The sequence below is a fragment of the Pseudomonas sp. NPDC096917 genome (assembly GCF_044762555.1).
Taxonomy (GTDB): Bacteria; Pseudomonadota; Gammaproteobacteria; order Pseudomonadales; family Pseudomonadaceae; genus Aquipseudomonas.
This window is the reverse complement of record NZ_JBIWEO010000026.1, coordinates 42,311-54,229: the sequence shown is the minus strand read 5'-3', so window position 1 is coordinate 54,229 and position 11,919 is coordinate 42,311. Positions and strand designations below refer to the sequence as shown.

The window sequence follows — 11,919 nt, the reverse complement described above, 5'->3', positions numbered from 1 at the left end:
ATTACGAAGCCTTGCTGCCGTGGAATTGCTCACCCGCATCGCCTAGCTGAGCGCACCGCCCATCTTGAGTCGGGTGGGGTTTATGGAGCGCTTACAAACCAATGCCCATCACTACGCAGCAATTGCTGCAGAACCTCCCAAACGCCGGCCAATCAGCCAGTGTTTTTGTGTCCGTTTTAAACACCGCCATGAACCACTATCAGATCGTTGGCGTGAAGCACGTGTTGGCCTTCATCGCTCAAACCGGCCATGAGTCCGGCCAGCTCAGTTACGTGAAAGAGATCTGGGGCCCAACCAAGGCTCAGGTCAAATACGAGGGCAGGGCGGACTTGGGCAATACCGTGGCGGACGACGGCTCGGTAATCCCCCCATTTCTAATACTAACCAGAAATAGAGATCAGGCCACAAGGGCCAACTTTCGTTTAGGGGTAATGCCTCCGAGGGCCATATTCGGGCGCTCGTGATTGTATGTCCAGATCCAGTTCGTGCCGTAGTCCTGAACTTCTGTTATCGATTCAAACAACTAATGGCCCAGCCAGTCGTAACGGACCGTGCGGTTATAGCGTTCGACCTAGGCGTTCTGCTGCGGGTTGCCCGGCTGAATATAGTCCAAACGGATGCCCTGTTTCTCGGCCCAACCAGTGAGCTTGGCGCTGATGAATTCGGGGCCGTTATCACTGCGGATTACTTGAGGTTTCCCGCGCCATTCAATGACCTGATCCAGTGCCCGCACTACGCGCTCAGCTGGAAGCGAAGAATCAATTTCCATACTCAGGGCTTCCCGGTTGAAATCATCAATCAGATTAAAAACCCGAAAGCTGCGCCCATCCGCTAATTGATCGTGCATGAAGTCCATCGACCAGCACTGGTTAGTCGCCTCGGGAACGGCCAGCGGTTCAGGCTTTTCGCGCACAATACGTTTATGCGGCTTGATACGCAGATTCAGTTCCAGCTCGCGGTAAATTCGATACACCCGCTTGTGGTTCCAGCGATAGCCCTTCACGTTGCGCAGGTACAGAAAGCACAAGCCAAATCCCCAGTTACGCTGGTTATACGTGAGTTGGATCAGTTTATCGGCGATCTCGGCGTTTTCAGGCGCCAAACGCGGCTGATAGCGATAGCACTTGAGGCTGACCCTGAAAGCCAGACACGCCAACTTGATGCTGCACCGACCTCAGCGAACCGCATCCTGCGCCATCTCTCGTCGCCGAGATGGCTTCACCACTTTTTTGCCATGGCTTCCTGGATAATTTCGGCTTTAAGACGCTCATCGGCGTGCATTTTTTTAAGTCGCCGATTCTCGTCCTCCAACTCACGCAGCCGAGACAGCAACGATGCGTCCATACCGCCGAACTTGGTGCGCCACTTGTAGAACGTAGCTGAACTGATGTCATGTTCGCGACATAGTTCTGGCGCAGGGGTTCCAGCCTCAGCTTGCTTGAGGATGGCCATGATTTGACCGTCTGAAAAACGCGATGTCTTCACGCAAAATTTCCTTGATCCGGTCAGGAGAAAATTCTACTTCTGATGAGCACTTTTTTCAGGGGGGATTACCCTTGCTCCGCAATTCACTTTGTCGGCGTGACCTTTTTGCCAATTCGCTTGCGGATAGAGTTCTCAGTCATCACGACAATTGTATCGCCTGGTTGATCCCGCGCTTGCAGGATGTCTGCGCTCGATTGCTTTCGCGCCGCCGGGAAATGCTTCCGGGGCGACTGGGTTTGCGTCTGATTTACCCCACGAGCCTCGGCACTTGATGGTGTGACGTCTGTCATTGTTTGAAAACTGCTGACGGTTCAATAGCCGCAGACCACCCGGCTATTTCAGACCACCCTTAGCGGAATTCAAAAAGTTCGATGTGCAAGTTGGTTTGTGGAATGTTCAGTGCTCGCATCATTTCACGAACGTTAACCAATAGGCCCTTAGGACCGCAGAAACTGATTTGAACCTTGTCGGGGGAAGTTTTGTTAACGGCTTGACGCATTGTTTCGGCCAGTACATCGAGGCCCTTGTCATTGCTCACAAACTCGACGCCTCGAGCGTGTGCCATACCCAGCAAGTGTTCTGCGGGCGGGAAGGCGCGTGCGGGATTAAAGCAATATACAAGGGTCGCTTTATCCAGATTTTTTGCGTTAGGGTCTTTCAGCCAGGAAACAAAGGGTGAGATGCCCACGCCTGCGCCAATCCAGATTTCGCGTTCAGCCTGTGGCTGGCGTTTAAAGCGGCCATAAGGGGCGTAGATATCTGCGAGCATGCCAATCTTGACCTGTTCACTCAGTTTTTTGGTGTAGTCCCCCAGTGGCCGGATCAAGAACTCGATCTGTCCACTTTCATCATTGGCGCTGGCAATGGTGAAAGGATGAGGCTCGCGCAGGCCATTTTGCTTCATCGCCAGAAAAGCAAATTGCCCAGCTTTGAAGGCAAACCCTTTGTGTACCGGAGTAAGGGTTAAGTGAAGTGTTCCGTTTTTGCTCGTAACGGCGGTTACCCGATATTCTCCAGCGCGGGCGACAAAGGGGTACAGCGTTAATTTGTAGACGGCTGCAATCACACCTAATCCGCAGAGTGAGGCCAGCCATATTCCGCAAGGGCTACTCAAAGTGATCGGTGATTTGAAACTGAGCCAGTGCACAATCACGATCAAGAACAAGGGGCCGGACAGTTTGTGCCACCAGCGCCAGACGTTATAGGGAATATTACGGTTTAAGGCGAGCAACACAATCAAGCCCAGGGCGACGTAGCTCAATTGACGTACGAGCCGAGTCCAGTACTTGGGCAGCTCCCAAATAGGTACGCTGTTCCATACATCCAGGTTGGCCTTGAAAACAAAGTGGTAGGTGGCGAATACCAAGGCCCAGACACCTAACCATTTGTGTGCATCATAGACTCGGTCCAAGCCACCAAAAATGTTCTCAATCACCCTCCATCGACTCGCCAGCAGGCAGGACACAGCCATGTAAACCAAGGCTGTAGCGCCGAGCACCAAACTCAGGGTCGCCGAGGTTAGCCAAGTATCGGCAGGGATCTCGATCAGCAGAGAAATGGCTGTGATTACCAATAAACCGACGATCCAGTGCCAGTTCTTCAACGCTTATGCTCCTTTTAGCAACCCAAGGTAGGGGGTGAGACTTAACTGTCATCTTCATTGAGAAGGCGCGTGTCTCAGACCTTAGCAGGTTGTGAAAAAAGGGAGGGTGATCTCGATCAGCACCATCGCATGTGAAGTGTGAGCCCCGTCGATAATCGAGTGAGGCACAGATAAACACACAATGGGTGTCAGACAGTCGGGCTATGGGCGTTTGGGCAGCATTCGAATCAGTGTGTTGTCGCCAACCAGGTAATGATGGAAAAGTCCTGCGCCGGCGTGCAGGCCAATTAGCCAATATCCAGCACTGCCTAACCACTCATGCCAATGTTTAAACTGCCTCGCCATATCGGGATCCAGAGCTATGGGCGAGGGGAGAGTGAAGCCGAAATATGGAACGGGTTTGCCTGCGGCACTGAGCATTAACCAGGCGAGCACGGGTGTGGCAATCATGAGTACGTAAAGTGACAGATGTGTCAGAAACGCTAATGCCCTCTGCCAGGCTGGAGGACAGGGCAAGATTGGCGGGCTTTTTTTCAAACGACCCAGAAGCCGGACCCATACCAGTGCGAAAATAGCCATCCCGAACATGGCATGCATCCCCAGCAAGGGGCCCTTGAGTGTGCTGCCTCGAGGCAGTAAACCCTTGATTTCTATGCATGCGTATACACCGACAAATAACGCCAGCATTAACCAATGCAAGATAATCGATAGAGTTGCGTAACGCTGAGCCACTGAATCGCGGGTCATGAGAGGCCTCGAAAGAGTCATTGCAGGCAGCCGAATTATTCGCGCTGCCTGGATCGGCCGGTTACCGAATCGACGCTTGCCAATTTATATAGAGAGTCTTAAGGCAATCTGAAGGTGACCTTCAGACTTCGTTAAGAAATGGCCCCGATACTCCTCCCAACATCATCACGGGAGGAGTCCGCAATGCCCCATTTCGACTGGAAAATCCCCATACCCCTGCGTTTCGGTCACGTCGAAAACCGGCAGATGTGTCTGGCCAGAGCGTTGCCAGATGAACCCCTACGTCCCGTATTTGAGACCTTCATTCAACAACGTTTTCGTAAGGCCCACGGCGCCGATATTCGTCATTTTATGCCCGAGTTATTCGGTATGAGTGATGCTGGTGGTGAGCTGTGTGCGGTAGCGGGTGTACGCCGAGCCAACGCCGAGCCACTCTTTCTGGAGTGTTATCTGGATGAGTCGATTGAGCCGCTGATAAGTAACGCTGCGGGGCGTGCGGTGGAACGAGCGGGCATCGTTGAGGTGGGTAACTTGGCAGCCAGCGACACGGGCAGCGCGCGTTTGAGCATCATTGCGATCACCTATTTACTGGCCATGGGTGGACAGGAGTGGGTGGCGTTCACGGGCAACGCCGGCTTGGTGAACAGCTTTCATCGGCTTGGGTTGAAGCCAATGACACTCTGCGCCGCCGATCCGGCGCGTCTGGGTAACGACCGGCACGAGTGGGGCAGTTACTACGAAAGCAAGCCTTGGGTGCATGTCGGCAACATCCGCGCCGGGTTCATCCATCTTCGCAATATGGGGGTGTTCAGTCGCCTTGGACTGACGCCGTCCTGTCAGGAGTCCAGTCATGTCGCTTGAAGTGCAGCGTTTCAAATACACCTTGCGTAGCCATGCTGAACACAAAGCCAGCACCATCGCCCTGTGGGGTGACCAACTGAAACTGGACTACGCCACGCTTTACGCTGAGGTTGTGTACCGCCAGCAGCGTCTGCGCGATGAGCAGATAAAGGTCCTTGCTTTGGCGCTGGACAACGGAGCTGAACTTATTCTCTGGGATTTGGCTGCTCTGTTTGAAGGCGTGACCTGCGTTTGTCTACAGCCATTTTTTAGCCCGGCACAACGTAAGCATTGCTTGCTCCAGAGCCAGGCGCAACGGGTGATTGCCGAGCCGGAGCTAGAACAAGAACTGCAGAGCGCTGGCTATGAGCGAAGCGGGGTGTTCTGGAGTAAAGCCTTCAGCACCGCGAGTCCGATGCACGAAGGTACCGCCAAGCTGACCTTCACGTCGGGTACGACAGGAACCCCCAAAGGCGTTTGTTTAAGCGCCGAGGCGATTCTACGGGTAGTTCGTGAGCTGGATCATGCAAGTAAATCCACCGATTCGCACCATCACTTGGCCCTGCTGCCTCTGGCGATTCTGCTGGAAAATATCGGGTGCTACGCCGCGTTGTACGCGGGTGCGACCTTGAGTTTACCCAGCCAGAACACCCTGGGCATTCAGGGCGCCAGTGGCGTCGATGTGGCGCGTCTGCTCGGTTATCTGGCCAATCGTGCGCCTGCAAGTCTGATTCTGGTGCCGCAATTGCTGTTGATATTGGTCAGCGCCGCCGAGCAGAAAATGTTCAATCCACAATCGTTGCGCTTTGTAGCGGTTGGCGGAGCTCGAGTCAGTGAGGCATTACTGCATCGTGCACAACGGGAGGGCCTGCCAGTTTACGAAGGTTACGGGCTGTCGGAGTGCGCCTCGGTGGTCTGCCTGAATCGGCCGGGCTCGCATCGGCCCGGCAGTGTGGGCCGGCCCCTGGCGCATGTGGACATCCGTTTGGCCGACGACGGCGAAGTACTGATCAAGGGGTCGCCTCTGCTCGGCTATCTGGGAGATGCGCCGCACGTTGAGCCGTGGTGGCCAAGCGGCGATCTTGGAGAGTTTGACCCCGAGGGTTATCTCTACCTCAGGGGGCGCAAGAAACATCAGTTTGTCACCAGTTTTGGCCGCAATGTAAACCCTGAGTGGGTTGAAGCCGAGTTGACCCAGCGCCGCCACATTGCACAGGCCTTTGTCTACGGCGAAGCCATGCCTGGCAACCATGCGCTGCTCTGGCCCCATCGCCCCGATTGTGTCGACGCAGATCTGGCCGCTGCCGTCGCTGAAGCCAACGAAGCCTTGCCCGATTACGCCCAAGTCCATCACTGGACCAGGCTGGATCAACCGTTCACATCTGCCAATGGTTTTCTCACTGCCAATGGTCGTCCACGTCGCGACGCTATCGTCGAGCATTACCAAGTGCAACTCACTCAGTTCGCTTTTTCCGAAGGATCCGCATCATGAGTTTTTTCGACACTCTACAAGAAGCCACTCAGCAAGAACGCCATGAACTGTTCAATTTGCCGATCATCCGCGATGCCCTCGAAGGTAAGGTTAGCCTGGAGAGCTACCGGGCCTTTCTGGCCCAGGCCTATTACCATGTGCGTCATACCGTGCCGTTGATGATGGCGTGTGGAAGCCGTTTGCCGTCGCGCCTGGAATGGCTGCGCAAAGCAGTCTGCGAATACATCGAAGACGAGTACGGGCACGAGCAATGGGTACTCAACGACATTGCAGCGTGTGGCGCAGACATGGCAGCGGTACGTGATGGACGTCCGTCGTTGCCGATCGAGTTGATGGTCAGCTTCCTTTACGACCTGATCGCCCGTGACAACCCGGTAGGTCTGTTCGGAATGGTCAATGTTCTGGAAGGCACCAGCATTGCGTTGGCCACCCACGCCGCGGGAAGCATTCGCGAGCGTCTTGAACTGCCGCAAAGTGCATTCAGTTATCTGAGCTCCCACGGCTCTCTCGACGTTGAGCACATGCAAACTTACCGCCGTCTGATGAACTCACTCGATGATCCTGCAGACCAGGCGGCCGTTATTCACGCCTCGAAAGTAGTCTATCGACTGTATGCCGATATGTTCCGGGGTTTGCCGCGTGACCTGGAGAACATGAATGCGACTGTCTGATGCCCGAGTGGTCCTGACCGGTGCCAGTGGCGGGATTGGCCTAGCGATTGCCAGCGCCCTTTGCGCCAGTGGTGCTCGCGTTTTGGCCGTAGCCCGACACCGCAAAGCGCTTGAACCACTGCTGGCACGCTATCCGCAGCATTTGTGTTGGGTCGCTGCAGACCTGACGACGCCTTCTGACCGGCACAAAGTGTTAGTCGCCGCGCAGGCCATGAGCGGTATTAACCTGTTGATCAATGCCGCGGGGGTCAATCACTTTGCGATGCTTGAACAGCTCGATGACAGCGAGATCAACGCGATGATGGCGCTGAATGTCAGCGCGCCGATTTGCTTGACCAAGCTGCTATTGCCGCTGCTCAAGCAGGCCGACAGTGCGATGGTGGTGAACGTTGGTTCGACGTATGGCTCCATTGGTTATGCCGGTTATGCCAGCTACTGCGCGACCAAGTTTGCACTGCGTGGGTTTTCTGAAGCCCTCAGGCGGGAACTGGCGGACACCCGGGTTGGCGTGCTCTATGTTGCCCCGCGTGCGACTCGTACCACAATGAACAGCCCAGCGGCCCAAGCGCTGAACGAGGCATTGAATGCTAGCGTGGATGATCCACAAACCGTGGCTTTGGCAGTGATCCATTCGATTGCAGGTGACCGACGGGATTTGTATTTAGGTTGGCAGGAGCGTTTTTTCGTCAGGCTCAATAGTCTCCTGCCTCATTTGGTGGACAAGGGGTTACGTAAACACCTGCCTTTGATTCGCCGCCTCAGTATCAAGCCAGAAAAAGAGAAGCACGAACCATGAAAAACTACACCGTATGCTTTCTGTTGCTGGCTTTGAGCCCAGGTGTCTGGGCCATGGATACTGCTGATCAAGGGCGCTTGGCTGGCCTGTAGGTTTTGGCAATGCCGCCAAAGCTGAGCCGTTACTCAAACAGGCCTTGTCACTGAACCCCACGGGCATCGATAGTCTGTACTTCTGTAATGAGCACCTTTACCGTCAAAACCGTTACGCTGAAGCCAAAGTCGCTTTGCAAAGCGCCTTGTTTGATGCGCCCCGACCAGGGCGGGAAACGGCCGATGCAGGACGACGCAAGGAGATCGAACCGTTGCTGGCGGACGTTAATAAAAAATCAACTGACAGGAGCCCGTGTGCGCTTATTACTGATCGAGGATGACGTGGCTCTCGGCGAAGGTATCCATCAAGCCCTGGTACGTGAGGGTTACACCGTCGACTGGCTGCAGGACGGTAGCAGCGCTTTGCATGCGCTCCTCAGTGAAAGCTTCGACCTGGCAATACTCGATCTGGGACTTCCACGCATGGACGGTCTGGAGGTACTGCGTCGTTTGCGCGACAGCAGCTCTAATCTGCCCGTGCTGATTCTGACCGCCCGTGATGCTACCGAAGACCGTATTGCAGGTCTGGATGCCGGGGCAGACGACTACTTGATCAAGCCCTTCGATCTGGCGGAGCTCAAAGCTCGTATACGCGCCCTGTTAAGACGCAGTGCCGGGCGAGCTCAGTTGTTGATAGAACACGCTGGAATCTGTCTGAACCCGGGAACTCAACAAGTTAGCTATCAGGGCAAGCCGGTGGCGCTGACGCCCAAGGAGTACCAGTTACTCCATGAGCTGCTCTCGCCACCGGGTCGCGTGATGACCCGCGATCACCTGATGCAGTTACTCTACGGTTGGAGCGAGGAAGCAGAAAGCAACACCCTGGAAGTGCATATCCATCATCTGCGCAAAAAGTTTTCAAGCGATCTGATCCGCACGATTCGTGGCGTCGGCTACTTGATGGAGGAGCGTGGATGATGTCGATCCGGCGCCGCACCCTGACACTTATCATTGGTTTGCTGCTCGCCGGCCTGGGGGTGATCAGCGTGTATAACCTGCACGATAGCAATCACGAAATCGCTGAAGTCTATGATGCTCAGCTGGCACAAAACGCTCGATTATTGCAGGGCGTCATGCGCATGCCGCTGGCTAGCAAGGAGCAAGCGGATCTTTATCAGGCTTTCAACAAAGCCTTGGGCGAAGCTGAACCCAGGATTGATGGTCATCCCTATGAATCCAAAATAGCTTTTCAGGTTTGGAACGCCAAGGGTGACGTGCTGGTGCACACTGCCAGTGCCCCATCCTTGAGTGCACCTCCATCCACGCCAGGTTTTAACGATGTCATCGACCTGAACAACCATCAATGGCGTGGGTTCATGCTTGAAGACAAACAGAACCAGTTGCGTGTCTGGGTCGGTGAGCGTTCCGACGTACGTACGGACCTGGTGGACCGGATCGTACGGCATACCTTGTGGCCCAATATTCTGGGCAGTCTGATTTTGGCCGCAATGATCTGGCTCGCAATTGGCTGGGGGCTCAAGCCTCTGGCCAATATGGCGGCAACATTGCGGGCGCGCCATAGCGGATCTCTGGAGCCGCTAAACCTGGCACCGTTGGCGGCCGAGCTGGAACCGATGCAAGCAGCGCTTAATCGTATGCTCGCGCAAATTCAGGAGGTGCTAGGGCGCGAGAGGCGCTTCATCGCGGATGCTGCCCATGAAATGCGCACGCCTTTGGCTGTGCTGCGGGTACATGCGCAAAACCTGCTGGAGGCGGGTACCGAGCAGGAGCGTCGTGAATCACTCGAGCATCTGATTGCGGGAGTGGACCGTACCAGCCGTCTCGTTAATCAGTTGCTCACTATGGCTCGAATGGAACCGCAACCAAGTGCAACCACTTCTCAACGTATTGATCTTGCGGCTACGGTTCGTGAAAGCCTGGTTCAATTGACGCCCTGGCTAATGAGTAAAAAGTTAGAACTGGCTTTCGATGTCAGCGGCGAGATAAGTTCAGCCAGGGTTGATGCTTCGGCAATCAATATTGCATTGAATAACTTGGTCACCAATGCTGCAAATTTCTCCCCTGCCAACGGCTTGATTACCGTGCGGTTAGCGCAAAAAAATGATCACTACGAACTTTCAGTTGAAGACGACGGGCCGGGCATAGACGAGTCGGAGCGTGAGCGGCTTTTCGAGCGTTTTTATAGCCGCGAAAATGCTCAGGGAGCCGGGTTGGGCTTGACTATTGTGCAGGCGATAGCCGTCCGTTTGGGCGGGCAGGTCCGCCTGGAAAATCGTGTGTCCGGAGGGCTCTGCGCAACGTTGGAGATAGGGCGTTTCTAAAGGTTTTTTAACAAAGATTGAACAACTGATGTGATTTATTGAATGGAAGGTTGACCTTAACTTTTCCGCCATTCTGGCGGTACCCTGTGAGTGCATTAATTGAAACGCACAACTTTCTCTTTGGTAGCCGCAAAACATTTCACTGCCAGGAAAATCGCGCTTTGCTCAGGCGTCACCTTCGCTCTTCTGCTGACAGCTGGTGGTTACTGGCTATTTAGTCCACCTTCCCCTTATGTACCTCAGGCTGACCAGAACCCCGCGTCACTGTCGATGATTGTTGTTGGCGATCAAGGAAGTGGCAAGTTGCAGCAGTGGCGAGTGGGGCAAGCCATGGAGAAAGTTGCGTCCAATGAAGGGGGGCTGAACATGGTGGTGTTTCTCGGCGACAATTTTTACGGTAACTCGCTCACCAGTACCCATGACCTCAGGTGGCAAACCAGGTTCGAGCGCGTTTATTGGGGCCACTGGCTCAGTCATGTACCGTTCTTCGCCGTCTTGGGGAATCATGATTACCCGGTGTCGCAAAAGTATGAGATCGAGTACGGGCAACAGCACAAGGGGTCAGGCCGCTGGCAAATGCCGGCGAACTATTACGCCAGGGATTTTGGTGATGTCGGCGGGCGGCCATTGGTGCGAATGGTATTCCTTGACACATCGGCACCGCGTGAGAGTTTGCAACAGCAAATTGACTTCATCGATCAGACGTTTCAGGCAGTCGGAGCGGCTCCTGTATGGCGAATTGTTGCGTCCCATCACCCCATACGCAACCAAGGCCAGCACGGTGAGGACCAGGATCTGGTTGTCAGGCTTTTGCCGGCGTTACTACGCAACAAGGTTGATGTGCTTTTATCCGGTCATGATCACAACCAGCAATTGCTGTTACGTGCAGGGGAGCCCGCATGGGTCATCTCTGGTGCTGGAGGCCAGACACTTTATGATCTCAGTGCTCCGAGGCCTGATAGTACGTTCACCTCATCGCGAGCCGGATTTTCCAAGCTCGACCTAGATGCCCATCGACTACGGTTAGCTTATTACGATGAGGGAGGTGACCTGGAAGTCGGCTATCACTGGGCTAGAGAGTGCACAAGCATGGCTAAAGGTTGTTTACTGCCCGATGAACCGCAAAGTACTGGTGTGCAGTTAGCACAGTAAATCCCTCTTTAAGTTATAGAAGTACCTGAAAGACTGCTTTTTGCAGTAGCCGAGCTATCTATAGGGGAGCGTACGCTTAGCTAATTAATGGGCGCTATCAGGCGGCTGCGCCACTCCAGTGTGATCGCGCGCAAATGCGCCTGGCGAATGCCGTTGGCCCCCACCAGCACACCATGGTTGGCGAGCAACCCCCATTTCTCACCTTGCCCTCCTGATCAAGGCGCACGATATCCGAGGCGGTCACGTCTACCGAGGTGAGCGCCCACGGGTTGGCCAAGTAAGTGCCGTCGTTCTGGCGCCCAGTGATGTGACCTGCGATGTGATCGTTACAGCCCTGGTGAAACCCTTAGTGTCCAAGAAGCAGCCGCTCGCCATGGCAGTCACCCAACGCAGTGATTATCCGTGCGCTTTTTAAGCCCTTTCAAGCGCACATTCGCCCTTTGTACAGCGGCCATTTTTTCAGGCCGCTTCATGCGTTTCCACTTTTTGATGTCTTCCTTGCTTCGCCCGCAACTCACACACAGATCACCACTGATATGGCAAACCGAGATGCAGGGGTTTTCGATTTCTTTAGCCATTGTCAGTCACCTTGGTCATATGAAATTGAGCCAGGCGACTTTCCCAGTCGCCACCGTGAGTGCCTTGACACTCTTGATCAGAATCGAAGCGGATACTGTGGTCTGAAGGTGTAAGGCGCTCACCCCGAACATGTTCAGGTTTTCCTGGAGGCCTTGCAGGTTACTTCGAAGGCATGGTGGG

Annotated in this window: 10 protein-coding genes and 4 pseudogenes; 9 read left to right on the top strand and 5 right to left on the bottom strand. The window is 54.6% G+C overall.

What is annotated here, in order from left to right; translation table 11 throughout:
* Positions 1–101 precede the first annotated feature (101 nt).
* Positions 102–359: pseudogene (locus ACIQYF_RS22200) on the top strand (glycoside hydrolase family 19 protein); the annotation flags it as partial.
* A 38-nt stretch (positions 360–397) separates the two neighbouring features.
* On the opposite strand, the pseudogene ACIQYF_RS22195 reads toward ACIQYF_RS22200, so the two are convergent.
* The 3 genes and pseudogenes from ACIQYF_RS22195 to ACIQYF_RS22185 form a co-directional block, all read right to left on the bottom strand.
* Positions 398–1,485: pseudogene (locus tag ACIQYF_RS22195) on the bottom strand (IS3 family transposase).
* Positions 1,486–1,834: 349 nt separating this feature from the next.
* On the bottom strand, positions 1,835–3,088 hold the full coding sequence (locus tag ACIQYF_RS22190; RefSeq protein WP_402866083.1) for a ferric reductase-like transmembrane domain-containing protein: 1,254 nt from the start codon (positions 3,086–3,088) through the stop codon (positions 1,835–1,837).
* Positions 3,089–3,289: 201 nt separating this feature from the next.
* On the bottom strand, positions 3,290–3,835 hold the full coding sequence (locus ACIQYF_RS22185) for a cytochrome b (RefSeq protein ID WP_402866081.1): 546 nt from the start codon (positions 3,833–3,835) through the stop codon (positions 3,290–3,292).
* Between the two features lie 183 nt (positions 3,836–4,018).
* On the opposite strand from ACIQYF_RS22185, the gene ACIQYF_RS22180 reads away from it, so the two are divergent.
* From ACIQYF_RS22180 to ACIQYF_RS22145, 8 genes and pseudogenes are all read left to right on the top strand, one after another.
* Entirely contained in the window at positions 4,019–4,696 is a 678-nt protein-coding gene (locus ACIQYF_RS22180; protein ID WP_402866079.1) for a thermostable hemolysin, read from the top strand.
* On the top strand, positions 4,686–6,167 hold the full coding sequence (locus ACIQYF_RS22175) for an AMP-binding protein (RefSeq protein ID WP_402866077.1): 1,482 nt from the start codon (positions 4,686–4,688) through the stop codon (positions 6,165–6,167). Before ACIQYF_RS22180 ends, ACIQYF_RS22175 begins: the two co-directional genes overlap by 11 nt.
* Positions 6,164–6,838, top strand: coding sequence for a TenA family transcriptional regulator (locus ACIQYF_RS22170; protein ID WP_402866075.1), 675 nt, complete (start codon positions 6,164–6,166; stop codon positions 6,836–6,838). Before ACIQYF_RS22175 ends, ACIQYF_RS22170 begins: the two co-directional genes overlap by 4 nt.
* Positions 6,825–7,634 (top strand): SDR family oxidoreductase, encoded by an 810-nt coding sequence (locus tag ACIQYF_RS22165; RefSeq protein ID WP_402866073.1) that lies wholly within the window; start codon positions 6,825–6,827, stop codon positions 7,632–7,634. Before ACIQYF_RS22170 ends, ACIQYF_RS22165 begins: the two co-directional genes overlap by 14 nt.
* A gap of 70 nt (positions 7,635–7,704) precedes the next feature.
* Positions 7,705–8,007, top strand: a pseudogene (locus tag ACIQYF_RS22160) (tetratricopeptide repeat protein); the annotation flags it as partial.
* Entirely contained in the window at positions 7,982–8,644 is a 663-nt protein-coding gene (locus tag ACIQYF_RS22155; RefSeq protein WP_402866071.1) for a response regulator, read from the top strand. The pseudogene ACIQYF_RS22160 and the gene ACIQYF_RS22155, both read left to right, overlap by 26 nt.
* Positions 8,641–10,008, top strand: a complete 1,368-nt coding sequence (locus ACIQYF_RS22150) for an ATP-binding protein (protein ID WP_402866091.1) — start codon at positions 8,641–8,643, stop codon at positions 10,006–10,008. The genes ACIQYF_RS22155 and ACIQYF_RS22150 overlap by 4 nt, the downstream gene beginning before the upstream one ends.
* A gap of 99 nt (positions 10,009–10,107) precedes the next feature.
* Entirely contained in the window at positions 10,108–11,160 is a 1,053-nt protein-coding gene (locus tag ACIQYF_RS22145) for a metallophosphoesterase (protein WP_402866069.1), read from the top strand.
* Positions 11,161–11,398: 238 nt separating this feature from the next.
* Here ACIQYF_RS22145 and ACIQYF_RS22140 read toward each other — a convergent pair.
* Together ACIQYF_RS22140 and ACIQYF_RS22135 are read right to left on the bottom strand one after the other, a co-directional pair.
* Positions 11,399–11,467 (bottom strand): annotated as a pseudogene (locus tag ACIQYF_RS22140) (hypothetical protein); the annotation flags it as partial.
* Positions 11,468–11,540: 73 nt separating this feature from the next.
* Positions 11,541–11,738, bottom strand: a complete 198-nt coding sequence (locus ACIQYF_RS22135; protein ID WP_402866067.1) for a DUF1289 domain-containing protein — start codon at positions 11,736–11,738, stop codon at positions 11,541–11,543.
* Positions 11,739–11,919: the final 181 nt, after the last annotated feature.

What these genes read in the sequence shown, in the direction of transcription:
- ACIQYF_RS22185 (WP_402866081.1), bottom strand. Translation starts at nt 3,835, where the DNA reads ATGACCCGCGATTCAGTGGCTCAGCGTTACGCAACTCTATCGATTATC.
- ACIQYF_RS22180 (WP_402866079.1), top strand. Translation starts at nt 4,019, where the DNA reads ATGCCCCATTTCGACTGGAAAATCCCCATACCCCTGCGTTTCGGTCAC.
- ACIQYF_RS22175 (WP_402866077.1), top strand. Translation starts at nt 4,686, where the DNA reads ATGTCGCTTGAAGTGCAGCGTTTCAAATACACCTTGCGTAGCCATGCT.
- ACIQYF_RS22170 (WP_402866075.1), top strand. Translation starts at nt 6,164, where the DNA reads ATGAGTTTTTTCGACACTCTACAAGAAGCCACTCAGCAAGAACGCCAT.
- ACIQYF_RS22165 (WP_402866073.1), top strand. Translation starts at nt 6,825, where the DNA reads ATGCGACTGTCTGATGCCCGAGTGGTCCTGACCGGTGCCAGTGGCGGG.
- ACIQYF_RS22150 (WP_402866091.1), top strand. Translation starts at nt 8,641, where the DNA reads ATGATGTCGATCCGGCGCCGCACCCTGACACTTATCATTGGTTTGCTG.
- ACIQYF_RS22135 (WP_402866067.1), bottom strand. Translation starts at nt 11,738, where the DNA reads ATGGCTAAAGAAATCGAAAACCCCTGCATCTCGGTTTGCCATATCAGT.